General features: G+C 43.7%; 20 protein-coding genes. 6 read left to right on the top strand and 14 right to left on the bottom strand.

Features of this window, described 5'->3' with window-relative positions; all coding sequences use genetic code 11:
* Positions 1 to 616 precede the first annotated feature (616 nt).
* From HMPREF9304_RS01710 to HMPREF9304_RS01665, 10 genes are all read right to left on the bottom strand, one after another.
* On the bottom strand, positions 617 to 1,879 hold the full coding sequence (locus HMPREF9304_RS01710; protein ID WP_036926098.1) for a THUMP-like domain-containing protein: 1,263 nt from the start codon (positions 1,877 to 1,879) through the stop codon (positions 617 to 619).
* Positions 1,880 to 1,925: 46 nt separating this feature from the next.
* Positions 1,926 to 2,600: a M15 family metallopeptidase gene (locus HMPREF9304_RS01705; protein WP_036926097.1), complete on the bottom strand. Its 675-nt coding sequence runs from the start codon at positions 2,598 to 2,600 to the stop codon at positions 1,926 to 1,928.
* A gap of 137 nt (positions 2,601 to 2,737) precedes the next feature.
* Positions 2,738 to 4,306, bottom strand: coding sequence for a DUF3943 domain-containing protein (locus tag HMPREF9304_RS01700; RefSeq protein WP_036926096.1), 1,569 nt, complete (start codon positions 4,304 to 4,306; stop codon positions 2,738 to 2,740).
* Between the two features lie 180 nt (positions 4,307 to 4,486).
* The gene (gene tyrS / locus HMPREF9304_RS01695) at positions 4,487 to 5,788 is read right to left on the bottom strand and encodes a tyrosine--tRNA ligase (protein WP_036926095.1); all 1,302 of its coding nucleotides are present in this window, start codon (positions 5,786 to 5,788) and stop codon (positions 4,487 to 4,489) included.
* 59 nt (positions 5,789 to 5,847) lie between these two features.
* The gene (gene yidD, locus HMPREF9304_RS01690; RefSeq protein ID WP_008123741.1) at positions 5,848 to 6,066 is read right to left on the bottom strand and encodes a membrane protein insertion efficiency factor YidD; all 219 of its coding nucleotides are present in this window, start codon (positions 6,064 to 6,066) and stop codon (positions 5,848 to 5,850) included.
* Positions 6,067 to 6,086: 20 nt separating this feature from the next.
* Complete coding sequence (locus HMPREF9304_RS01685) at positions 6,087 to 6,497, bottom strand: ribonuclease P protein component (protein WP_036926094.1); 411 nt, start codon at positions 6,495 to 6,497, stop codon at positions 6,087 to 6,089.
* A gap of 6 nt (positions 6,498 to 6,503) precedes the next feature.
* Positions 6,504 to 7,250, bottom strand: a complete 747-nt coding sequence (locus tag HMPREF9304_RS01680; RefSeq protein ID WP_036926093.1) for a uroporphyrinogen-III synthase — start codon at positions 7,248 to 7,250, stop codon at positions 6,504 to 6,506.
* A gap of 11 nt (positions 7,251 to 7,261) precedes the next feature.
* Complete coding sequence (locus HMPREF9304_RS01675; RefSeq protein WP_036926092.1) at positions 7,262 to 8,284, bottom strand: DUF4271 domain-containing protein; 1,023 nt, start codon at positions 8,282 to 8,284, stop codon at positions 7,262 to 7,264.
* A 49-nt stretch (positions 8,285 to 8,333) separates the two neighbouring features.
* Entirely contained in the window at positions 8,334 to 9,590 is a 1,257-nt protein-coding gene (metK, locus tag HMPREF9304_RS01670; RefSeq protein ID WP_036926091.1) for a methionine adenosyltransferase, read from the bottom strand.
* 198 nt (positions 9,591 to 9,788) lie between these two features.
* Positions 9,789 to 12,611, bottom strand: a complete 2,823-nt coding sequence (locus HMPREF9304_RS01665) for a M16 family metallopeptidase (RefSeq protein WP_036926090.1) — start codon at positions 12,609 to 12,611, stop codon at positions 9,789 to 9,791.
* Positions 12,612 to 12,959: 348 nt separating this feature from the next.
* Between HMPREF9304_RS01665 and HMPREF9304_RS01660 the strand changes: the two genes are divergently transcribed.
* Positions 12,960 to 14,522, top strand: coding sequence for an arylsulfatase (locus HMPREF9304_RS01660; protein WP_036926089.1), 1,563 nt, complete (start codon positions 12,960 to 12,962; stop codon positions 14,520 to 14,522).
* Positions 14,523 to 14,708: 186 nt separating this feature from the next.
* On the opposite strand, the gene HMPREF9304_RS01655 is transcribed toward HMPREF9304_RS01660, so the two are convergent.
* Complete coding sequence (locus tag HMPREF9304_RS01655; RefSeq protein WP_036926101.1) at positions 14,709 to 16,592, bottom strand: DEAD/DEAH box helicase; 1,884 nt, start codon at positions 16,590 to 16,592, stop codon at positions 14,709 to 14,711.
* 291 nt (positions 16,593 to 16,883) lie between these two features.
* Here HMPREF9304_RS01655 and HMPREF9304_RS01650 point away from each other — a divergent pair, with 291 nt between their 5' ends.
* A complete protein-coding gene (locus HMPREF9304_RS01650; protein WP_036926088.1) occupies positions 16,884 to 17,765 on the top strand; it encodes a PfkB family carbohydrate kinase in 882 nt (293 codons plus the stop codon).
* Between the two features lie 95 nt (positions 17,766 to 17,860).
* Here the strand turns inward: HMPREF9304_RS01650 and HMPREF9304_RS01645 are convergent, their stop codons facing one another.
* On the bottom strand, positions 17,861 to 18,901 hold the full coding sequence (locus HMPREF9304_RS01645; protein ID WP_036926087.1) for a YeiH family protein: 1,041 nt from the start codon (positions 18,899 to 18,901) through the stop codon (positions 17,861 to 17,863).
* A 107-nt stretch (positions 18,902 to 19,008) separates the two neighbouring features.
* Positions 19,009 to 19,959 (bottom strand): site-specific tyrosine recombinase, encoded by a 951-nt coding sequence (locus tag HMPREF9304_RS01640; protein WP_036926100.1) that lies wholly within the window; start codon positions 19,957 to 19,959, stop codon positions 19,009 to 19,011.
* 107 nt (positions 19,960 to 20,066) lie between these two features.
* Between HMPREF9304_RS01640 and aroQ the strand changes: the two genes are divergently transcribed.
* Both aroQ and HMPREF9304_RS01630 read left to right on the top strand, forming a co-directional pair.
* Positions 20,067 to 20,483 carry a type II 3-dehydroquinate dehydratase gene (gene aroQ / locus HMPREF9304_RS01635; protein ID WP_036926086.1) on the top strand — a complete coding sequence of 139 codons (417 nt, stop codon included), beginning with the start codon at positions 20,067 to 20,069 and terminating at the stop codon, positions 20,481 to 20,483.
* Between the two features lie 139 nt (positions 20,484 to 20,622).
* On the top strand, positions 20,623 to 21,264 hold the full coding sequence (locus HMPREF9304_RS01630) for an O-methyltransferase (RefSeq protein WP_036926085.1): 642 nt from the start codon (positions 20,623 to 20,625) through the stop codon (positions 21,262 to 21,264).
* A gap of 34 nt (positions 21,265 to 21,298) precedes the next feature.
* Here the strand turns inward: HMPREF9304_RS01630 and HMPREF9304_RS01625 are convergent, their stop codons facing one another.
* Positions 21,299 to 22,216: an acyltransferase family protein gene (locus HMPREF9304_RS01625; protein ID WP_036926099.1), complete on the bottom strand. Its 918-nt coding sequence runs from the start codon at positions 22,214 to 22,216 to the stop codon at positions 21,299 to 21,301.
* Positions 22,217 to 22,347: 131 nt separating this feature from the next.
* On the opposite strand from HMPREF9304_RS01625, the gene rbfA reads away from it, so the two are divergent.
* Positions 22,348 to 22,683 carry a 30S ribosome-binding factor RbfA gene (gene rbfA, locus HMPREF9304_RS01620; RefSeq protein WP_025072903.1) on the top strand — a complete coding sequence of 112 codons (336 nt, stop codon included), beginning with the start codon at positions 22,348 to 22,350 and terminating at the stop codon, positions 22,681 to 22,683.
* Between the two features lie 38 nt (positions 22,684 to 22,721).
* Complete coding sequence (locus HMPREF9304_RS01615) at positions 22,722 to 23,960, top strand: FtsX-like permease family protein (RefSeq protein WP_036926084.1); 1,239 nt, start codon at positions 22,722 to 22,724, stop codon at positions 23,958 to 23,960.
* The last annotated feature ends 428 nt before the right edge of the window (positions 23,961 to 24,388 follow it).

Raw genomic sequence — 24,388 nt, 5'->3', positions numbered from 1 at the left:
GCATACTTTGAAAGAATTTAAGATTTGTTAGTCCTTTTATCAAAACACAGAAAATATTTTAACCGTTTTTTGGCATTTTATTTTTTTCATTTTAGAGCGCTGACAATAGGCTAAAAGGAGACAAACGGACAACTCAGCCCTACTATCATGCTACCATAACTTGTTTATAGGTATCGGTTCATGGCACAACTCGCTCCTTTTTGGTTCACGAAAGCGTGAAAACAGCGAACAATCTCATGGAGATAAACCGACTAAGTCATGTGAATAAGCCGATTAAGTCATGGAGATAAGGGTGTTAGAACATGCACTTAATCGAACTATCCCATTGCTTCAAGGCAAAAATGGGGTAAAAACTGCCTAAAACAGTCGTTTTTATGGGTGTTGAAAGAGGGCGTACCGTAACTCTCAAAATACTCGCATATTTGCAACGAAGGATGCGAGTGATGACAAATACGCGAGTTTTGAAAGGGGGTTTGTAAAGAAAATTACAAGTCGAGAGGGTGATATTTTTATCACTATCATCATTCACTTCGGTGGCATGAAAACATGCCAAAGGGTGAACTATTTTGCACACAAAAAAGACAGCCTACGCACAGACTAAAAATAAGATAATTCTTCAAGATCGAAGTTTCTCGCCAATCAACAACCAATGGTTTTGCTCAACGTCTGTCGTTGCAAATATATACACCTCTCCTCCCTCACGTATTTTGAGCCGTTTGCGAAGCTCGGCAACAGAAAGGGGGAAGTTGCGCGTCGCAATATTGGCTTGGCGAATAGATGCAAGTTGGGTCTTCAGCATTTTTTTATTCATAGAGGAAATGGCTTTAATACGAAACTTACGACCGGGAAAGCCTTCCACTTCGTGCTCGCTGACATAAAGGTGCGAGTTGGGCGCTATCTTTTCAACTTGGAATTGCTGTGCTATTTCCGCAAAACAGCCTGCCTTCATCAACGCAGCATTGGGTTCGTAGAGATATTGTCCTATCAGGTGACTGCCGATAGGGACAGACATTTTAGGAGAGACAACTGTCTGTTGAGGATAAAAAACAAAAGTCTGCTCATTGTTGACACAATGCACTGCAAGCGATGACTGCCACCGATGGCTCAACACAAACAACAACTCTTTGCACTCGTTGTTCACAGCGATGATGTGAACCTGCCGCACACAGTTTGACAAGGTGTTGAGCTGCACAACTGCTTGGTGCCAATCTAACATAGGTGATAGCTTCACCAGCGTGACCCAACTCTTTCGCAACAAGTCCACAAGCAGAGAGAGTAGATTGGGAGTACAGTCGGAGATGGCAACCGTTTTCGCACCATTATCATTACGACGTGCTGGGTCAAGATAGATCACCGTTGCTGGTTGCATGGTTTGCAAGTACTGCTCGCCGTCACAGCAAACTACCTGCGCTTGATTCACTCCTAACAGTGGCAGATTGTGTTGGGCTATATCACACAAGCAACGCTGTCGCTCCACATACACAGCCTCATGGAACGGCAGTGCCATGAACGAAAAGTCCACCCCCAATCCTCCCGTTAAATCCACCAAAGAGCATGCCTTGAGCAGCGCTGTATTTTCGGTAGAGGAATGTTCTTCTACCTTGTTTTGAAAATCAGACTGGGCACATTGCCACGCCAATTTGGCTTTGTACTGTGCCGTTTGTTCCGAAGAACATTGCTCCATAGACAAGTGAGGCGGATAAAGTAGCTCATCATTCGATGCCCATGACGGCAATTTGCGTTGAGCAGTCTGTCTTCCAGCGATTTGCTGTAATGCAAAAGGCATGTCTACATCGGGATATTTGTGAGCCTCTAAGGCTAACTTGCGCACATCGTCCTCAGCATGCTGGTGTATAAATTGAGACGTTTCAACATTCATGACTTTGCTCTTTTCGTATTGCTATGGAATAAAAATCATGCAAGCATTAGCGTATCACACGATAAGACTTTTTAGCTTGGGCTCTGGAGCAGTAATTAAAATGCCACCACTCGGTGCGCAAGGGCTTGAAACCAGCATAGCGCATCACCTTGCGCAACAGCTCACGATGACGCTGTGCCTGCTTAGAAATACATCGACTGGCAACCAGTTGGGACTCTTTGTCAATATGTGCTGCGGCGCCCATATAGTCAATCTTGGTACCCATATCAAGGGTATCGCCCTTCAGGGTACACAAGGTAAGGTCGACTGCTAACCCATAATTGTGCAAACCTCCGCCATGTGCAGGGTTTGAGACATAAAAATATTTGGGCGTTCCCTTTACTTTATTCCACATTTTTTGCTGAATAGCCATAGGACGGGCGGCATCATAGACCTTTAAGCACAAGTCGGGACGCAACTGTTGCAATCGCTTCTGCGCCTTTACCAAAGCGTGAGCAGCATGCGGATGCAAATAGGCTTCTCGCAAATCATCGTAAAGAACGGTTCCTGTGAAATTATCTGGGCGCGCATACATTAACGAAACTTGGATAGAAGGGTCCAACTTTTGTACGTTCACGTAGCCTCGTTTTTCTAACGACCGAGCCGTAGGACTTAAACGGTGAGTAGTATGTGCTGTCATTCCTGTTGTTACCAACATCAGCCAGACTAATATTTTCTTCATTTTACGGATGTGAATATGTTGTACAGAAGGATTGTGCTAAGAAATAAGCACTACTGAACTGTTGATGCAAAGATAAGAAGTTTGGAGCGAATAGACAAATGACAAATGTCCAAAATACGGGTAACCACCAGCCCCCTTTATCGTGGCAATTGATACAAAAGTCCCATGCGCCATTCATAGGTTGTCGCTTTTGCATCGGGATGGTATTTGTAATGAGTGGCTCGATGATAATAGGTTCCCGATAATTGGAGTCCCCATTGTTTCCAAAGGGGCAACTTTAAGGTGGGTCGCAGCATCCATACAGAGGTTTGGTTGTGTTCTCCTTGTGCGCTAAACTCCTCATGTGGTGTTCCTGCTGGCACCTCTTCGTAACCTCGCCAACTATACATTCTGAAAAAACGAGTGTCGAAAGAGAGGGAACACTGTCGTGGCAAGTGCAGTGAGGTAAAAGAATAGGCGGTAAAACCACTCCCCATATTGTAGGTTCGGTGATACGGTGCTCCTAAATAGTCGCTCCATGCTCCGCCCAAGAGCATGGCGTTGAGGAAGACAGACTGTTGGAAAGCCACTTTTTTAGCTTTGTTCGGAATGCGACACATCCACCCTATTCCCACACTGGCTGCCTCGGATAGCTGGTAAGGAGGAATGCCTCCATGCCGCTCATTGGCATTGTCGTAATTGAAATGTTGATAAAGTCCGAAGCGAGTTTGCATGCCTTTGGCGTCACGAACCGAAGTGGCAAATAACTGTCCCAATATCTGTAAGTGATTGACAATCTCTTGTTGATGTCCCAAAACCAAGGCGACATCTGTCTTAAAATAATCGTACGGTCGGTTTTCTTGCCCAAACGCATCCCCATATTCTACCTCAAAATGCACGTAAGGCGATGTGAACTCTCCTGTTGCATTGTGCCGAGTGTCAACATATCGACCACCAACAGAGAAGGAAAGATGAACGGGGAAACGGCTCTTATCATGATACAAATAATGCTTTTGGCGTACCTTCCAAGCTTCGCCTGTGATTACTCTATTGAGTCCTCGAATAGGATTGATAGCAGCACCCAATATCTCACGCATCACACGCGACCAACCTTGCAGACGTTGATCATACACTATGTTCGAAAGACGAAAAGTACACTCTCCGATTGCCAACCCTCCTATGCCCGTTGACAGTGCATCGTTAATAGACGGGAGTTCGTTCTCACCGGCAATTTCCCACAACAAATCCCCTGCAAAGGTATAGGGTATCGACTGCCAAAAGTTCATGCCGTTGCTCCGTGCGGCATTGAAAAACAGACTGCCATGATAAGGGTGGAAAAACATGTTGGTATGGAAAACATCGGCATCCCAAAACCATTGGTTGAGCTGAAGGTTACGTTTCAGCGTTCGACTGGTTACCTTGGCGAAGTTGGCATGCAAAACATAATAATCAAAGGCAAGCAGTGAGGCGTTGATACCCACTACTTGCGCAGCTGCGCGCCATGGGTGTTTAGCTTTATTCCACGGAGCATTCTCTACCCACCTACAACCATTGAGCGAATCAGGCAAAGCTATTTGCAGCGTATCTATCGATTTTGCGGATGCAAGGGGTACAATGGTGTCCACGTGTAAGCGATAGCTTTGCGCACTGCTGTTGGCAGATAACAAAGATAAAATAGCGACACAGCAGCGACACAACCAATTTGTAGGATTGCAAGAGTAAACCATTTGTTCGATAAAATGGGCGTTTTTGTAAGTTTCGCCCTTTCATGTGTACCCAGTACACATACATCATCATACATAAAAAAGACCTATACCGCTTGATGATCAGCACTATCCAGCACTGTGTTCATGAGGTATAGGTCGTATCGTGTTTGCTACAATAAGTGCAACAACATGTTCAAGAGACTACTTAACGGTAATCAAGAAATAATTTTTCTTGCCTCGTTGTACCAACAGATATTTCCCGTCAATGAGATCTTCTGCGGTAACGACTTGGTCGAAAGCTGTGAGTTTCTCTTTATTGAGCGACACTCCGCCTCCTTTTACCAACTTACGCAACTCTCCTTTGCTTGGGAAAATCTCCATACCCTCTTGGGTAAAGAAATCAACAGCTGTGCTGCCAAGCAAATCTTTGCTCACCGTATAATGAGGAACGCCATTAAACACATCTAAGAAAGTAGCCTCATCCAGCTTTTGCAGGCTCTCTTTCGTAGCCTTGCCAAATAATATTTGACTGGCTTCAATCGCCATATCAAGGTCTTCTTGCGAGTGTACCATGACGGTCACCTCTTGTGCCAATCGCTTTTGTAATGTACGACGTCCAGGGTCTTGTTGGTGTTCTGCTATCAGACTTTCAATGGTTTCACGCTCCAAGGATGTGAATATCTTGATATATTTCTCCGCATCCTCATCGCTTACATTCAGCCAGAACTGGTAGAAAGCATAAGGAGTGGTGCGATTTCTGTCCAACCAAATGTTGCCGTTTTCTGTTTTACCAAACTTCTTACCATCGGCTTTGGTGATTAACGGACAGGTCAAGCAGAAAGCCTCCTCATCACTTCCCAAGGTACGACGTATCAATTCGGTACCTGTTGTCATATTGCCCCATTGATCGTTACCACCCAATTGCAGTTTGATGCCATGTTTTTGGTAAAGATAGAGGAAGTCATAACCTTGCAACAACTGATAAGTAAATTCGGTAAACGATAATCCATCGTTGGCTTCACCATTGAGTCGCTTCTTTACACTGTCCTTCGCCATCATGTAATTCACCGTGATATGTTTACCCACTTCACGTGCAAAATCCAAGAATTTGAAGTCTTTCATCCAGTCATAGTTATTCACTAATTCGGCTTTATTAGGCTCATTGCCGTCAAAATCCAAGAACTTGGACACCTGTTGCTTGATAGCTTCCTGATTATGGTACAACGTTTCTGAATCTAAGAGATTACGCTCTAAGCTTTTTCCCGAAGGGTCGCCTATCATTCCCGTTGCTCCTCCTAACAACAAATAAGGCTTATGGCCACAACGCTGTAAGTGACGAAGCATCATAATGCCACACAAGTGACCAATATGTAAGGAGTCTGCTGTTGGATCTGTGCCCAAATAAGCAGACACCATCTGTTTCTCAAGTAATTCTTCTGTACCGGGCATCATTTGTGCTAACATGCCACGCCATTTCAGTTCTTCAACAAAATTCTTTGTCATCGAATCAAATTTATATTTTTGTTTGTATTTCTTTATTTGGGGCCTCTATAAAGAGAAACTTACGGCACTGGATCATATCCACTACCACCCCATGGATTGCATCTTAAGATACGTTTTACAGCTAAGTAACTGCCTTTCAAAGGGCCATATTTCACAATGGCTTGCCGCGCATACTCTGAACAAGTGGGGGTAAATCGACAAGAAGGTGGTGTGAAAGGGGTGATGCACTTCTGGTAGAACAGAATGGGAACAAGCAATATCCACTTGAGTGTCCACATCACATATTCTTGTATTTTCCTCAATACTTCCACAACTTTTCCACGATTCGATTTAAGAGTTGCGCCACATGCTTTGCAACCTCATCCGATGTATATAATTCATCAGCCAACCAAATAAAAGCGATTAAGAGTTGCTGTTGAGGTCGTGTAGCCATAGGTTCTGTTATCAACTGTTTCTGCAAACGATAGGCTTCCCTGACCTGACGCTTCACACGATTACGCTTCACGGCTTGCTTAAAGTGCCTTTTCGACACGCTGACCATCATTTTTACGGGCACATCTTGCGCTTCGTTCTCCGTTAGCAGATAAACCACTCTTAATGGAAAGGATGCAAGCGATTGGCTATCACTTCCATTGAAGAGCTTCTCTATGAGTTTTCTACTACATATCCGCTCCTCCTTACCCAATGTAAAAGAGCCGACAGGAGACATTTCAAACTACTTTTTATGTTTCTTCAGATACGCTTTTAACGCACTGGTCATCGATGGGTTTTCTGCATCAGGTGCTTTCAAGTCTAATCGGAATCCTGCATCTGTCACAGCTTTACAGGTCGCAGGACCAAAAGCAGCAATCTTAGTATCACCTTGTTCAAAATTTGGCAAATTCTTTTGTAAGGCATTAATACCCGTAGGACTAAAGAAAATAATCATATCATAGTCAAACGCTTTCACCTCTTCCTCGGTCAAGTCGTTGCTTACCGTACGGTACATGACACATTCCGTGTGCTTTAGCTTCTTGGCATCCAACATATTTTTCACATCGTCATTGTGGACACTGCTCATGGGTACGAGATATTTCTCTGCCTTGTGCTTTGCCATAATAGGCACCAAATCAGCGATCTTGCCTGTGGTTCCGAAAAAAACCTTACGTTTACGATATTGTACATACTTTTGGATATAAAGCGCAATACTCTCTATAACACAAAAATATTTCATGTCTTCAGGAATAGTTACACGCAATTCTTTCGCTAAAGTAAAGAAATGGTTCACCGCATGACGAGAAGTAAAGACAATTGCAGAATAATCTAAGATATTAATCTTTTGGTGACGGAACTCTTTAGCAGAGAGTCCTTCTACCTTAAAGAATGGACGAAAATCGCATTTCACGTCATATTCTCTTTCAATGTCATAATATGGTGATTTTTCTGTCGTTGGCTTTGGTTGCGAAACTAAAATCTTCTTCATCGTCAGTGTTCCTAATAATTTATTCTCAAATAATCATTTATAGTGTCAAACACGCCCCACATAACAAATATAGGGATGACTTCGAGCGCACAAAAGTACAAAATTATTTGCAGAAAAGAGCCTCTTTGGCGGAAAAAGATTACGCTCAACTTATAGAGTGTAAGGATTTTAACCAAAGAAACAATCACTATTGAGTAAATCACTGCACTGGATACCGACAAATCAAAATATGCCAAAAGCATGACAATGGGAAATAATATTACCCCTTCCATGGAGACTAAGAACAGCTTTGTCTTCATCCACTGGTCATTTTTCTTCCAATCAAAGAACACCCAGTTAGCAAACCAATATACAAAGGCATTGAACACGTAGTAGGCAAAAAATCCTATTGCATAAATACCAATCACTTGATAATGCTCTACTACAAAGGTTTCGGAGCCTAATGTACGAGTGTAAAAAAACAAAATCAGCGACAACAGCAAGCACGTTTGCAATACAAAAAAGAATTGCGAACGTATTTCGCCAGCTGTTTCTGTAAGACTGGTGGTCTCTCCTCGTGGCACATAGAAAAAACTCTTCGCTTGCCTAATGATAAAAGGTTTAGACTTCGACAAGGCTATCGTTGCCAAAATAAAACACCCCAACAAGATACTTGTAATGAGATAATCATTGGCTACCGCATAAGGAACAGGATCTCCAGGCACACCAACACGCCCTCCATCCAACTCAGGGTGAAATAAGGTGTCTTTTGAAAAGAACGACTCTTTATAATATTGAGGGAGATTGATGTCCCTAAAGCTTTTGCCTATTGGATGTCCTGGTAAATGTAAGGTGTCAGGTCTGTTACTCCAACTAATCTTACTTGGCTTTATATTTGCTTGAATAGCCGAGTCTTGTTGTGCTGGAGTGGCGTCTTTGGGTAACCATTTCAATACTTGTGCAGGCGTTGGCTGCGAAGATTTCTTCGCTTTTGTTGGCTGAACGTGCGCACTATCTACCCCTTTGATTCGAGCAACAGAGTCTCTCTGCAACATTTATATCAACGTGTATGCCTGTTGTCCTCATCCATGGGACAACTAATCCTTAAATACCAAATTCCTTCTGAATGCGTGCCACATCGTCTAACCTCTCCCAAGTGAAGAGTTCTACCTCTATGGTTTTTGATTCGTGGTAACGACTGGTAAACGTTTTCTTCTTCACTTCGTACTGACGCCCCATGTGACCGTATGCCGCAGTTTCCAAGTAAATAGGGTTTCTCAAACCAAATTTCTTTTCAATCGCTTTGGGACGTAGATCGTAGAGTTCGCTCACTTTCTGTGCAATCTCTCCATCTGACAGCTGTACCTTGCTTCGTCCATAGGTGTTTACATAAACATTGATAGGCTTAGCTTCACCGATAGCGTAGCTCACCTGTACCAATATTTCGTCTGAGACACCCGCTGCGACTAAGTTTTTAGCAATATATCGAGAAGCATAAGCGGCAGAACGGTCTACTTTACTGGGGTCTTTTCCAGAGAAAGCACCTCCTCCGTGTGCACCTTTACCACCATACGTGTCCACAATTATCTTTCTTCCAGTAAGTCCTGTATCACCGTGCGGACCTCCAATCACAAACTTACCAGTGGGATTGACGAAGTATAAGATGTCATCATTGAACAATCGACGTGTCTGTTCGTCGCACTGTGCCTTGACACGTGGCATGAGAATATGAATCACATCGTCTTTTATCTTTGCCAACATACGCGCATCATCCTCATCAAACTGGTCGTGCTGTGTACTTACCACGATGGTATGGATGCGGTTTGGCGTGTGATCATCGTTATATTCAATGGTGACTTGGCTCTTTGCATCAGGGCGAAGATAGGTCATCTCCTTTCCCTCTTTCCGAATATCTGCCAAAACTCGCATGATAAGATGTGCCAAATCGAGCGAGACAGGCATATAGTTTTCTGTCTCGTTAATCGCATAACCAAACATCATCCCTTGGTCGCCAGCTCCCTGCTCGTCTTCATTTTGTCGATTTACACCTCGATCTATATCTTCACTTTGTTCGTGAATGGCGGTCATGATACCACAAGAATCACCGTCGAATTGATATTCTGATTTGGTATAGCCTATCTTTTTAATGGTATTTCGAGCAATGGTTTGCAAGTCAACATATTCTTTCGAGCGTACTTCGCCCATGATTACGACCTGCCCTGTCGTCACAAAGGTTTCGATAGCACAATGCGCATCACGGTCGTATGCTAAAAACTGATCTAACAATGCATCCGAAATTTGGTCGGAAACTTTATCTGGATGTCCTTCTGAAACTGATTCTGATGAAAATAAATACGCCATATTCTTTATTATATTGATATCTATTGAATTTGCAAAGGTACGCAAAAAAAAATCTTTGAGCTCATTACACCTTTCTTTTTAAGGCATATTTACATCTTTTAAGTCGCAAGTTGAAAAAGCCTTTCGGTGCTATAAAGACAATGAGAGCGAACAGATCTTGACACTGTTCGCTCTCATTTTCAATCTTTTCCGTAAATTTTATTTGCTCTCATCGGGCAACATAGTCACGGTGATGTAGTTGTTCGACTTTAAGAACTCCTTCATAAAGTCAGAGATAGTTTGCGGTGTTTGTGCGCTCACCAATTTCTTATAATCGGTATGGGTATCTATACCATACTTCCGATACACACCAATAACGCCATTCCAGTAACCGTTGGTCTTGGCTACATCGTCGGCTTGCTTCAACATCACAGCCTTAATCTTTGCCACCATGTCGGCATCTACGGTCTGTGTCATGTCCTTTACAGCCCCTTCCATAATGCTTAACGCCAGCTCTTTCTTCTCTGGTTTCATTGGACAGTAGCCCAACATTTGGATAAGATGATAGTCATCCTCTATCGAAGCCGTTGCCTGCGCACCACAAGTGTAAGCTGCACCAGCATCCTCACGTATCTTTTTCAGGTAAACCATTGACAACACCTGACCTGCAATAGATGCTCTGATATCATTCTCCAACGTATAAGGCATGTCTTCATTGAACCAAATCTTAAACGAAGTGGCTTTCGGAGTTTCCATTTTACGCTTGAACGTGTTGTCAATCTTACCCTTTTGTAAGAAGGTGACACGCTTTCCTTTGACAATATTCTTCTGCGAAGGCAAGCTTGCAATGTATTGGCAGATGAGCGGGCGCAACGTTGCTTCATCAAAATTACCGATAATTGTGAAGGTCCATGCAGCGGCATTGGCGGTACGTTCTTTCGCCATTTCCAAGATACGATCGTAAGATACATGCTGCAAGTCTGCTACCTCAACAGGTTTCAGTCGTGGATTGTGTCCGTACATTGTGGCGGTAAGCGAGTCCTGTAATGCCTTTTCTGGAGAAAGTGAGCGATTTTTCAGACTTACCTTATACTGTTCTATCAAGTTAGCAAACGACTTCTCATCCTTATTGATATTTGTGAAATACAAATAAAGCATTTGCAACATCGTTTCTACGTCTTTCGGTGTTGAAGAACCACCTACAGACATCTTCTTAAAGCTCATTCCTAAGTCCACATTGGCTATCTTTCCTGCCAGTGCCTTTTGTAATTCGGTAGACGAAAACTGTCCCAAACCACTCACTCCTATCACTTCATCAAAGAGGTTGGCATTGACATAATCTTTCGCTCCATAGAGAGACGAGCCGCCAAAGCCTTCACCCGACAAGAGCACTTGGTCTTTCTTGAGGTCTGTATGTTTGATAACCACCGTGGCACCATTCGAAAGTTTCAACTCTGTATAACCCAAGAGGGCATTCTTTTTCTCGCTCTTAATCTTTCCAGGTGTGGGCTTTTTGGTAATGAGAGGTTCGTTCTTTACATTATCTACGTATGCCGTCACCTGCGCTTGCTTCGCTTGCATCAGTGCTGTGAGCAACTCTTCACGAGTTGGATACACGTTGCCTTCCTTCTCGTTGTTGAAGTTCACTATAACAATGTTACTATCATTCTTAGGAATGAGTTGTGACATATATTCGTTCACAGCTTCTACAGGAATCGCTGGTACGATTTGTTTCATCAACTGATAAGTATAATCAATAGACGGCATAGGCTCGTTGGTCAAGAAATAACCTAAACATTCGTTGAAAAACTGCGTGTTCTTGCGCTTGTCTTTGTTGCTATAAGCCTTATCCAAGCTACTCAACAGGTTGGCTTTATAGCGTGCATATTCGGTGGCGGTGAAGCCAAATTCAACGGCACGGCGTGCCTCTACCACTGCTGCCTTCAAGGCTGTTGCCAATTGAGAGGGGTCTTTAGGTTGCGCAAAGATACTAAACGCATCTTTCGTCTTCGCAAAAATATAGTTGCCATCACTGGCTCCAGCACCCACGTATGGGCAATCTGCCTTTTGTGCTGCCTCGGTATAACGGTTGTTCAACATGTTGAGAGCCGCTCCTCTTACATAGTCGTAGAGGATATACTCTACCGACTGTTTCAGCGAGTCGGGGTACGTATCGTGCTTGAACATCACTTGTACATTACTGGTGCGCTGTTCCTTATCTTTGTCAATAATGACGATAGGTTCAGAAGTGTCGGGTACCGGCTCGTTCAACACAGGAGCTTGGTTGGCTGGGTTCTTGATACCACCAAAGAGTTTCTTGATCATTGCCTCGGTATGGTTTACGTCCACGTCGCCAATCACAATAATTCCCTGATTAGAAGGATGATACCATTTCTCATAATAGTCGCGCAATTCCTTGGGCGAGAAGTTGTCTACGACACTCATTAGACCGATAGGATAACGCACGCCGTACTTACTTCCAGGATACAGTTTGGGCAGATTACGCTCAAACATGCGGCTCTGTGCGCTGGTACGTAGTCGCCATTCCTCATGTATCACACCGCGCTCCTTGTCTATCTCCTTTGGATCGAGTGTCAAACCCGTAGACCAATCGCGCAATATCAACAAGCAAGAGTCGAGCGAACTCTGTCGAGTAGTGGGTACATTGTCAATGTTGTAAACTGTTTGGTCGATGGAGGTGTAAGCATTGAGGTCGCTACCAAACTCCACACCAATGGAACGCAGGTACTCTATCAGGTCGTTGCCTTTGAAGTTGTCGCTACCATTGAACGCCATGTGCTCCAAGAAATGCGCCAATCCTCGCTGACTTTCTTCCTCTTGAATGGACCCCACTTTCTGTGCAATGTAAAAGTTTGCACGGTGTTCGGGCCAGTTGTTGTAGCGAATAAAGTAAGTAAGACCATTGTCAAGCTTACCCATTCGCACGGCAGTGTCTACCGGTACGGGCGGCATCTGCATCTGGGCATGCAACATACCTGCACACAACAGAAGCAAAGCACTAAAAAGATGTCTGATTTTCATAGGTGAAATAATTTTATAAAATGAAACTTCTTGTTTGTCTGCAAAGATAGAAATTATTTGTTAAATTATCAATCTGTCATAAAAAAGAAAAGAAAATACGTGTTAAAATCTCATTAAAAATTGATTTCAAAAATTAGCTTTTTGAGATTTTGAACTTGTTTTTGAAATCAATATGAAAGTGAATAAAGGAATGGAACACGTAACACTACCAAACAGACTTACGTAAAAAAAGTGGCTTCCCACTCCCACCATACTCCATTTTTTTTGTACATTTGCTCGGTGAGGTGAAGGTCTTTTCTATTCATCCGCCTCCACATATCAAATAAAAAAACCTACTATTCGAGCGATATGAAACCATTAAAATTCAACGTTAGACTTCTTGTAACAGGATTGGCAGGATGTACTATCACGGCTACCACCGCAAAGAAACCTGTCAAACCCAACATTATTTATATCATGTGCGACGACATGGGCTACGGTGACTTAGGCTGCTACGGTCAGCCGTTTATTGAGACACCCCACATCGACCAACTCGCCACCGAGGGCATGCGGTTCACACAAGCCTACGCAGGTGCCCCTGTGAGTGCCCCTTCGCGTGCCTGCATGATGACAGGGCAACACACTGGACACACTCGGGTACGTGGAAACGAGGAATTTTGGAAAGATGTTCCGATGGTGAAATACGGTGAAAACGAAGACTATTCAAGAGTGGGACAGCTGCCATACGATGCCCACCACGTCATTGTACCAGAAATCTTGAAAAATCAAGGTTATCGAACAGGAATGTTTGGCAAATGGGCTGGTGGCTACGAAGGCTCTGAGTCGACCCCCGACAAGCGTGGCATTGATGAGTTCTTTGGTTATATATGCCAGTTCCAGGCACACTTGTATTATCCCAACTTTCTCAACGAATACAGTCGTGAGCGTGGAGACACCGCTGTCAGCAGATTGGTGCTGGACAAAAACATCCGTTACCCCATGTCGGGCAAGCAATATTATCAACGCCCTGAATATTCTGCCGACTTGATTCATCAACGTGCGATGGAGTGGATAGATGCGCAAGACAACCTGCATCCCTTTTTCGGTATCTTTACTTATACCCTTCCACATGCCGAATTGGTACAACCCGACGATTCGCTTTTGGCGTATTATAAACGGAAATTCTTTGTGGACAAAACATGGGGCGGACAACCTCATAGTCGCTATAACGCCACCGAACACACCCACGCTCAATTTGCTGCGATGATTTCAAGGTTGGATATTTATGTGGGGCAAATCATGCAAAAGCTGAAAGAGAAGGGGTTGGAAGAGAACACTATCGTCATCTTCACCAGCGACAATGGACCTCATGAGGAAGGTGGAGCCGACCCTGCATTCTTTGGAAGGGACGGAAAATTGCGTGGTCTGAAGCGACAGTGTTACGAAGGAGGCATCCGCATTCCATTCATTGTACGGTGGCGCAACCACATTGCTGCTGGCACGGAAAGCGACTTGCAAATTGCCTTTTACGACCTTATGCCTACCTTTTGCGAGCTGGCTGGAGTGAAGAACTACCAAAAACGCTATGCCAACAAGAAACTAAAAGTGGATTATTTTGATGGGATCTCGTTCGCTCCTACGCTATTAGGACAACCACAACCCAAGAAACATGCCCATTTGTACTGGGAATTTTCTGAAACCAACCAGATTGGAGTACGCATGGGCGACTGGAAAATGGTCGTCATAAAAGGCATTCCACACCTCTACGACCTGTCCAAAGACTTACACGAAGATCATGACGTGGCAGCCGAACACCCTGAAATTGTGCGACGCATGACGCAAATTATTCAAGAAGAGCATGTAGACAGTCCGCGCTTTCCTGTCACACTGCCTGCAACTATCCAAGCATCTGAACACAAAGAGCAACGGTAAGTCGTCGCTCTAAACCCACAAAACAGGCTATATTGGACAGCAAAACAGTCTATTTTGCTCACCAATATAGCCTGTTTTGTAGGCATATATCTTTCTGTTTCCAAACCAAAGGGATGACAATTGTGCCGCTCCCTCAAAACAGATAAGCCATTCAGTCTTCAAGATGAGACGAGGACGGCGTACACCCTACCCCTTACGAGGCTTACGGCGTGCCCATCCTTCTTCGGAGAAATCGGGGGTCTCGCCCTTGAATTTCACCTCGGGTTGCTGGAAGAACTGTCGCCAATCGCCCGTATCTTCCTGCTGATAAGAGGGGCGTTTCACGCTTTTTCCATTCTTGCGTCCGCCCTCCGCACGTCTACCTGCAGCCCTTCCGCCACCTCTTGTGGCTTGCGCTTTACGTCCATGACCCTCTTCGTTGGCATCATTGCAGCGCACCTCTCTACCCTTGTAGGTCGCTCCCGACAAAGAACGCATCACCTTGTTGGCATCTTTTTCGGGTACTTCGATATAGGATATTTTTCCCAACAGGTCGATATGTCCCACCTGCTGCCTACCTTTTACATGCTGGTTAATAAACTGCATCACCTCTCCGGGATAGAATCCGTCGTCCTTACCCAAGTTGATGAACAGCCTTCGATAACCTCTCTCGGGCGTACGAGAGCGACCTCCGCCTCGTTCCGAACGAGCTTTCCTGCCACCACGCATACCTTTTTCCTCACCTCTGTCGCCACGTTTGAGCGAGGGTTTCTCTATCTCTGGCGCATTCGCGTAGTAATCCAAGAAGCGTCCAAACGTCAAACTGACAATCTTCTTGATGATATCATCCTTGTCGACGTATTCAAAGTGTCTGTTAATTTCAACCATGAAGGGCGCAATCTGCTCTTCGTCAACATCAATCTTCTCGATGTCGTGCATGGCTTTATACAACTGCTTGGCGCAAATTTCCTGTGCAGTAGGCAACGTGCCGTCCACAAATTCCTTGCCTATGATTTTCTCTACGGCACGCACTTTGGAACGCTCACGGGTGTGAATGATGCAAATAGAAGTACCTTTCTTCCCTGCACGCCCCGTTCGTCCGCTACGGTGCGTGTAATTCTCAGTATCATCGGGCATGCCATAGTTGATGACATGCGTCAGGTCGTCCACATCCAATCCACGTGCAGCCACATCGGTTGCCACCAACAACTGGGTGACGTGTTGGCGGAACTTCTGCATGGTGAGGTCGCGCTGTTGCTGACTCAGGTCGCCATGCAGCGCCTCTGCGTTGTATCCATCCTTGATAAGTTTGTCGGCAATCTCTTGCGTTTCAATCTTCGTTCGGCAGAAGATAATGGCAAAAATGCGTGGGTAGTAATCCACGATGCGCTTCAGTGCCAAGTATTTGTCACGCGCATTCACCATATAATAAATGTGGTTCACGTTCTCGGCACCTTCGTTTCGGCTTCCCACTACAATCTCCTTGTAGTCACGCAAGTAGGTCTTGGCAATCTTTTCTATCTCGTTGCTCATGGTTGCCGAGAACAACAGGGTGTTGCGGTCGTCGGGAACGCCTGCTAAAATGGTATTGATACTCTCCGAGAAACCCATGTTCAACATCTCATCAGCCTCATCCAACACCACATTGTTTACATGGTCGAGCTTTGCTACCCCACGGTTCATCAGGTCGATAAGTCGTCCCGGAGTCGCCACAATGATTTGTGCGCCATGTTTGAGCGCATGAATTTGGGTGACGATACTGGCACCTCCGTACACGGGTTCAACGTGTAGATTCTTGATATATTTAGCAAAATCCTTCAAGTCATCAGCGATTTGCAAACACAATTCGCGTGTAGGACTTAAAATAATGGCTTGCGTATGCTTGCTGGCAACATCTATTTTCTGCAAAAGGGGCAAGCCGTATGCTGCCGTTTTACCTGTTCCTGTCTGTGCTAATGCAATTACATCGTTCTTGTTTCCCAACAAATAAGGGATGACCTCTTCTTGTACTGGCATGGGATGTACAAACCCCAGCTCCTCAATGGCGCGTCGAATCTCTTCGCTAACGCCTAATTCTTCAAATGTCTTCAAATTCTTTTCTTTAATCGGGTGCAAAGGTACGGCTATTCCGTGGATGCACAAAGTAAATGCACTTATTTCTATCTATTGTAATACAAACATTAACATTCGGCATCGTTTTGATTATCAATGCCAAACAATCACAATACGGCGGCACTACTTCCTGTGGACTTCAAAGCAACAACCAACGTTTTGTACCCATAATAAACACAAAACTAATCCTCCTATTTTATTTTTTTTGCGAAGCTAATCCTTTGATATTCGCTGTTTTTCAGTACCTTTGTCCTAAATTAGGAAAATACGATGACAGATATATGTTGTTTGGGTCATATCACGAGAGATAAGAATACGACACATAAACAGACCGTCTCCATGTCGGGAGGCACTGCTTATTATGTGGCTTATGCTTTTAATCATCTACCCTCAAAGGTTAGTTTTCAGTTAGTAACCAAAGTGGGTAGCGAAGATATACCCGTGACACAAGAAATGAAAGAGGCGGGTATTGACGTGAAAGTGTACCCCAGTGCACACACTGTTTTGTTTGAAAACATCTACGGAGAGAATCAAAATACCCGTTCACAGCGTGTATTAGCGAAGGCTGATCCCTTCACCATTGAGGAGATGAAGCCGTTAACGGGAAAGATATACCATATCGGCTCTCTTCTAAATGACGATTTCTCACCCGAGGTAGTGAAGTATTTATCTACCAAAGGACAAATCTCTATTGATGCACAAGGTTATCTTCGAGAGGTTTGCGGACAGGATGTACACCCCATTGACTGGAAAGACAAGCTGGAAATTTTGGCATGTACGGACATCATCAAGGTGAATGAACACGAAATGGAGGTCATCACAGGACTCAAAGACGCACGCCAAGCAGCCAAACAATTACACGCATGGGGTGTGAAAGAGGTCATCGTAACACTGGGAAGTGAAGGGTCTATCATTTATGCCAACGACCGTTTTTACGACATCCCCGCCTATGCACCGAGAGAAGTAGTAGATGCTACGGGGTGTGGCGACACTTACTCGGCTGGCTTTTTGTACTGTCGCTCACAAGGAATAGGCTTTGAAAAGGCAGGAAAGTTTGCCGCTGCCATGTGTACACTCAAGTTAGAACACAGCGGACCTTTTGACAGAAGCATTGAAGAGGTGCGAGCTATTATCAGAAAGCACGAGAAATAAGGACACGTCGTCATTGGCAAAGATCGAACAACGCCACTTGGTTTTACTGGAACCAAGTGGCGTTGTTCATTAAAAGGACTCTTATATCAAGTACCTTATATATTCATCATCATAGGAACGACATATTTAGCCAAGCAATAACCACCGCCAATGAGCCAAACAAATAAGATGGCTGCCAACAGAAAAGGCTTGACTCCTGCCTTCTTAAACTTGTCAAAACTGGTCTCAGCTCCTAAAGCTGTCATCGCCATGGTTAAGAGAAAGGTATCAAACTGATTAATCCAGTCTACCCAAGCAACGGGCAACAGATTGAACGAATTGAATCCTATAACGACCAAGAACAAGATGGCAAACCATGGAATGGTAATCTTCGCCTTAGATGTTCCTTGTTCATTGTTCTTAGAAAGATAGCGAGCAGTGTTCCAACCCAAAATCAACAGCACGGGAACGAGCATCATCACGCGAATCATCTTCACGATAATAGCAGAATTGGAAACATCCTTTCCCATGGCATTGGCAGCTCCTACGACATGCGCCACTTCGTGAACAGTGGCACCAGTCATCAATCCCATTTGGTCTGGCGACAAGTCAAAGATGCCGTTGCGATACAGCACAGGATAGAGAAACATTGACAACGTACCGAATATAACGACCGTAGAAACAGCCACAGCGGTCTTATAAGGCTTTACCTGAAGGGCGGATTCGGCTCCTAACACAGCCGCAGCGCCACAGATTCCACTACCCACAGAGGTGAGCAAAGCAATACCTCGATCCATTCGCAACAGCTTTCCTATGAACACTCCACCACACACAGTGACCGTCACCACGATGGCATCGATGACAATGGCAGGCAAACCCACTGCCGTAACGTCCTGAAATGTGAGACGAAAACCATAGAGGATGATGCCTATACGCAGGATACGTTTGGAACAGAAGTTGATACCAGGCACCCAAGTGTCTGGCAAATTGTTTCGCAAACTGTTGGCATAGAGCATACCAAGGATGATACCGACAATCATAGGACTAAATGACAGATTCTTCACAAACGCCATGTCACCAATATAGAAAGCGGCAAGGGAGAACAAAGTTATTAGGAGTACGCCATGTAGCATACTACTTCTTTTTTCACTAAACATAGACTAAAACTTTTTATTATTGAGTTGCAAAGGTACAAAATGTTCCCTTACAAGAAACAGGCTTTGTCAAAAAAAGATTAAAGAAAATAGGGTTGCCGCCCTCAAAGCTATTGCTCATCCTTGTGTTCCTCACTGTCATCGTCCTTTTCCTTCATGTTTCGTGGATGATGTTGCAATATCTCTTCACGCAAAGTGGTGGTATCAATGTGCATATATAACTCGGTGGTTCCAATGCTCTCGTGTCCCAACATGGCTTGAATGGCACGCAAATCAGCACCACCTTTCAACAATTCGGTGGCGAAAGAATGACGAAGGGTGTGAGGAGAAATCGTTTTTGTAATACCAGCTGCTACAGCTTGCCGCTTGAGCATGATGAGAATCATGGTTCGGGTGAGGTGTTTTCCGCGTCGATTGAGAAACACATAATCCTCTTCTCCTTGTTGTATCTTCATTAAATTACGATCCACAAACCAATATTGCAGTTCCCTTATCGCCTTTGAAGAAATTGGCACCAAGCGTTCTTTACTTCCCTTTCCCATGACACGGACAAAGCCTTCCTCTAAATAGAGATTGGAAAGTTTGAGGTTCACTAACTCGGAAACGCGCAAACCACACGAGAACAGCACTTCAATAATCGTCTTATTGCGCTGTCCTTCGGGCTTTGAAAGGTCGATACTCTTCTGTATTTGATCGATTTCATCGGTAGACAGCACCTCTGGGAGACGTTCGCCGAGATGCGGAGATTCTAATAATTCGGTGGGATCTTGTTCTATTTCACCAGACAGCAAAAGATATTTGTAAAACGAACGAATGCCACTCAAGATACGAGCTTGCGAGGTGGGTCCTATATGGTGTTCATGTAACTGGACTGCAAAATGCTGCAAGTCTTCCAATTGCATGTCTAAAGGGTTCATCTCTTGCTGTTCGCAGAAGGACAACAGCCAGCTCAAATCGTTTTGATAAGCTGCCAAAGTGTTGGGCGAGTAATTGCGTTCCAGCTTCAGATAGCGGGCATAAGACTTCACAATATCTGTGATTGTTTTCTTGTCACTTTCCATTTTTATGCGTATTTTTGCAACATACACATCACTTTGCATTCACGCAGATGACTTCTGTTTAGCAAGACATGTATGAACGATACAAAGATAACTAAATCATACGAATTATGAAAATTCAAATTATCAATGGACCAAATCTCAATTTATTAGGAAGTAGAGAACCTGACATTTATGGACAGACCTCTTTCCAAACTTTTTTTGAGGACTTGCAAAGCCAATATCCAGCGATAGAACTATCCTATTATCAAAGTAACATTGAGGGCGAATTGATCGATAAAATGCAAGAAGTAGGCTTCACCTACGATGGCATTATTCTCAATGCGGGTGCTTATACCCACACAAGTATTGCCTTGCTCGACTGTATTCGCTCTCTGAAGGCAGAAGTGATAGAGGTTCACATCTCCAACGTCTATTCACGGGAGGATTTTCGACATAAAAGCATGATTTCATCGGCTTGCAAAGGCGTCATTGCTGGCTTTGGATTGAATTCATACCGACTGGCAATAGAAGCAATAGTTGGATAGTTGACGAGTGCACAAGTTCACAAATTCACGAGTGAATGGCTTGCTATTTGAATACTCGTTAACTTGTCAACTCGTCAACTTGTAAACTAAAGAACTCGTCAACTCGTCAACTTGTAAACTTAAAAACTAAATTCTCCCCATGAATAATGATTTAGAAACTTATCTTCTCTCGCACATAGATGCCGAAGGAGACTACCTATATCAACTTTATCGAGCCACAAACATCCACACCGTGCATGGACGTATGGCAAGTGGACATTTGCAAGGACGGTTGCTTAAGATGTTCGTTGAGATGATACAACCTAAGAATATCTTGGAGATTGGTACCTTTAGTGGCTACAGTGCCATTTGTATGGCAGAGGGACTGGGTGAAGACGGTCGGCTTTATACGTTTGAAATCAACGATGAAATGGAGGACTTTACACGGCCATGGATAGAAAACAGTCCTGTGGCATCAAAGATCCATTTCATCATTGGCGATGCAAACGTTGAAGCACCCAAACTAAATGTCGTGTTTGACATGGCTTTTGTGGACGGTGACAAACGCACCTATATAGAGACATACGAAACGGTATTGAAGCTATTGCGGCCTGGTGGATTCATTCTTGCCGACAATACGTTGTGGGATGGACATGTGATAGATCCACACTATCAACACGATGCGCAGACACAAGGAATTGCTCAATTTAACGATTTCATCGCACAAGATGCACGAGTGGAAAAGGTTATATTGCCCATTCGCGACGGTTTGACCATCATCCGGAAGAAGTTAAACGAGTGACAACAAGCTCTTAAAAAGACTAACAGATGGGTTGTCATTTGATAATCCTTGACTTTCCAAACACATACCGTGCCACCTGCAACTTTTGCAAGATATAGGCAACGGTGAAACTGCCGACTACCGTAAACAGCAAAGCCACCAACATGAAAAGCATTCCTGACGGTTCGAACATTAGGTAAGATTGAAACAGCTTGGAAAGCACCGTAAACATGGGAGAGAAAAGCAATAGGATAAGAGAATTTCTACCGATGAAAAGGGCGATTTTTGCCACACCTTTGGGCAAATAGGGATACAGCCAAAGCAAAAAAGAGATGACGAAATACACGATGAGCATGCCCCCTATGGTGTGCCTTTGAAGCGCATTTGGCACGCAAGTGGCAACTAATACAATCCCTATGAACGACCACCATGCAGGATGGAATGTATCAATGAACGGTCGATGATACAGACGCAATGCGACACCTACACAAAAATACACGGCATTGATCCAAGTAACAAGTCCCAAAAGTGCCAACACCCACAAACTTAGCAACACGCACAACAGCATCCAGACACGATGATGACTCGCAAATTGGGCAACAACATAAGTAACAATGCCACACAACATCAGCGTATGCAGGTACCAATAAGGACCCAAAGGGTGTAAAAACAGCTTATCAAGAAACAAACCAAAGGTGAGTTGCTGAATATGCTCACGAATGGGTAAGACGGATGCCATGACCACATACCCACTCTCCATCAACAGATAAGGTACGAAAATCCACTGTATATATCGCAAGAACTGCGAAACAGGCTTCTGTACATGGAGCAGATAACCCGAAATAATAAGAAATCCAGGCATGTGGAACGTGTACACAAAAGCCTTGGCAACGGGATAACGATTGCCAATATAGACAAGATGAAAGACTATCATCAAGAGAATAAAGACACACTTGAGAAAATCTAACTCCAATATTCTTGCCTGAGGTTTTGTTGGAGGAGTTGTCACCATCGGCACAAAAATACGAAAAAAGATTTAATTGTCAACTATTATAAGTATCTTTGTCTTCCACTAAAATGATACACCCTTAAAATAGAAGTTTTATGCAAGAAACAAGACAAAACCGCATTGCAAGATTGCTTCAGAAAGAACTTGCTGTTATTTTTCAATCACAAACTCGAGCTACACATGGTGTTATGGTAAGTGTTACCCGAGTACGTGTCAGTCCTGATTTGAGCGTTTGCACGGCTTATTTGAGTATCTTTCCCTCCGAAAAAGGCGATGAAATCTTAGAAAATATCAATAAGAACAACAAATCCATACGTTATGAATTGGGTTCGAGAATGCGCAACCAGCTGCGAATCATTCCCGAATTACGCTTTTTCATTGACGACAGTCTTGATTACATTGAGCATATCGACGAACTGTTGAAAAAGTAAATCCGCAAAGTTTCACAAAATCAGTGAACAAGTAACGCATGAATTTCCCGTTTTTCGTATCCCACCGCTACCTTTTCTCCAAGAAGAGTACCAACGCTATCAACATTATTTCTATCATCTCTATGATAGGCGTTGCCGTTGCCACCATGTCATTGGTCATCGTTCTGAGTGTATTCAACGGTTTTCACGACTTGGTTGCATCGTTTCTGACAAACTTTGATCCGCAATTAGAGATTGTTCCAACACAAGGAAAATCGGCAGATGCACAAGACAAGCTGTTGAAACAGGTGAAACAACTAAAACAGGTTGCGGTATCCACCGAAAACGTTGAAGAAATGGCGATTGCCATGTATCAAGACAAGCAAGCCATGGTAACGATTAAGGGAGTAGAAGACAACTTTGATAGTTTAACCCATATCAAAGATATTCTGTATGGAGATGGAGAATATCAACTACATGCTGGCAACTTAGAATATGGTGTTCTTGGCATCCGATTGGCACAATCACTGGATGTAGGAGCATCGTGGGACGGCTTTATCAAGATTTATGCGCCCAAACGCATAGGTCAGTTAGATATGTCAAATCCTGGAGACGGATTTGTCGTTGATTCTCTTTTATCGCCAGGTGTGGTGTTCTCCGTAAATCAAGCCAAATACGATAAAGGACATATCATTACCTCCATTGACTTTGCACGACAGCTGTTTGATATGAAAGGGCGAATTACCTCGTTGGAACTGAGGTTAAAAGCGGGGAGCGACCTCAAAGAGACACAAAAGGAAATTCAACACATCGTAGGCAATAAATACAAGGTATTGGATCGTTTCGAACAACAAGCAGACACCTTTAAGATTATGCAAATTGAGAAAATCATTGCCTATTTCTTCTTAACTTTTATTTTGGTAATTGCTTGTTTCAATATTATCGGTTCGCTTTCCATGCTCATGATTGATAAGAAAGAGGATGTGATAACGCTGCAAAACTTAGGTGCCAGCAACCAGCAAATCACAAAAATATTCCTGTATGAAGGACGCATGATAGCCGTCATCGGCGCTGTCGTTGGAATTGCCTTAGGACTATTACTGTGCTGGCTTCAACAAACTTTTGGATTGGTATCACTGGGTCATCAAGCAGGCAATTTCGTTGTGAATGCCTATCCAGTAAGCGTACACTACTGGGATGTAGCCTTTATCTTCCTAACCGTAATTATTGTGGGCTGGGCAGCTGTGTGGTATCCTGTGAGATATTTCAGTAAACGACTGCTCAACGCTAATCAATAAAGAGCGTAGTAAGTCGCTCCGTCCCTTACATGACGAGCATTGAACATCCAAACCGCTGTGCCTTTACAGCAAACTTACTACCACTTTTCAGCTATTTCCACAACGCTCTTGTGCCTTAGCTGCAAACAAAATAAGTGTGTGAGGTAACAATATTGTGTGTCATCAACACGGCTTTTTCTTTTCAGAAAGATATTTCATTGTAAAAAACGAGCTTTGTTCTACTGTTTCAACAATAGCTCTACCGAATGAAATCAATCGCACTGTTTACTTCGTTCGCTTTCCGTTGTTTCATTTGTTGTAACAACACGGACGCTTCTATGATAGAATTGCGTCTTTTACATTCTTATCTTTTTAGATAAAGAGATTTGCAGTATTTGTCCTATTATTTTACCAAAAATCGACCATCTAAAATCTTCAAAATAGAAAAA

The organism is Hoylesella timonensis S9-PR14, assembly GCF_000762405.1.
GTDB lineage: Bacteria > Bacteroidota > Bacteroidia > Bacteroidales > Bacteroidaceae > Prevotella > Prevotella timonensis_A.
The sequence above is the reverse complement of the archived record's forward strand: the minus strand, read 5'-3'. Positions and strand labels throughout refer to the sequence as shown.

Bases quoted from the DNA above. Each gene is read 5' to 3' on its own strand.
- HMPREF9304_RS01680 (WP_036926093.1), bottom strand. From the start codon at position 7,250: ATGAAGAAGATTTTAGTTTCGCAACCAAAGCCAACGACAGAAAAATCA.
- metK (WP_036926091.1), bottom strand. From the start codon at position 9,590: ATGGCGTATTTATTTTCATCAGAATCAGTTTCAGAAGGACATCCAGAT.
- HMPREF9304_RS01660 (WP_036926089.1), top strand. From the start codon at position 12,960: ATGAAACCATTAAAATTCAACGTTAGACTTCTTGTAACAGGATTGGCA.
- HMPREF9304_RS01615 (WP_036926084.1), top strand. From the start codon at position 22,722: ATGAATTTCCCGTTTTTCGTATCCCACCGCTACCTTTTCTCCAAGAAG.
- HMPREF9304_RS01650 (WP_036926088.1), top strand. From the start codon at position 16,884: ATGACAGATATATGTTGTTTGGGTCATATCACGAGAGATAAGAATACG.
- HMPREF9304_RS01710 (WP_036926098.1), bottom strand. From the start codon at position 1,879: ATGAATGTTGAAACGTCTCAATTTATACACCAGCATGCTGAGGACGAT.
- yidD (WP_008123741.1), bottom strand. From the start codon at position 6,066: ATGTGGACACTCAAGTGGATATTGCTTGTTCCCATTCTGTTCTACCAG.
- HMPREF9304_RS01665 (WP_036926090.1), bottom strand. From the start codon at position 12,611: ATGAAAATCAGACATCTTTTTAGTGCTTTGCTTCTGTTGTGTGCAGGT.
- HMPREF9304_RS01640 (WP_036926100.1), bottom strand. From the start codon at position 19,959: ATGGAAAGTGACAAGAAAACAATCACAGATATTGTGAAGTCTTATGCC.
- HMPREF9304_RS01700 (WP_036926096.1), bottom strand. From the start codon at position 4,306: ATGGTTTACTCTTGCAATCCTACAAATTGGTTGTGTCGCTGCTGTGTC.
- HMPREF9304_RS01685 (WP_036926094.1), bottom strand. From the start codon at position 6,497: ATGTCTCCTGTCGGCTCTTTTACATTGGGTAAGGAGGAGCGGATATGT.
- HMPREF9304_RS01630 (WP_036926085.1), top strand. From the start codon at position 20,623: ATGAATAATGATTTAGAAACTTATCTTCTCTCGCACATAGATGCCGAA.
- HMPREF9304_RS01705 (WP_036926097.1), bottom strand. From the start codon at position 2,600: ATGAAGAAAATATTAGTCTGGCTGATGTTGGTAACAACAGGAATGACA.
- rbfA (WP_025072903.1), top strand. From the start codon at position 22,348: ATGCAAGAAACAAGACAAAACCGCATTGCAAGATTGCTTCAGAAAGAA.
- tyrS (WP_036926095.1), bottom strand. From the start codon at position 5,788: ATGACAAAGAATTTTGTTGAAGAACTGAAATGGCGTGGCATGTTAGCA.
- HMPREF9304_RS01675 (WP_036926092.1), bottom strand. From the start codon at position 8,284: ATGTTGCAGAGAGACTCTGTTGCTCGAATCAAAGGGGTAGATAGTGCG.
- aroQ (WP_036926086.1), top strand. From the start codon at position 20,067: ATGAAAATTCAAATTATCAATGGACCAAATCTCAATTTATTAGGAAGT.
- HMPREF9304_RS01645 (WP_036926087.1), bottom strand. From the start codon at position 18,901: ATGTTTAGTGAAAAAAGAAGTAGTATGCTACATGGCGTACTCCTAATA.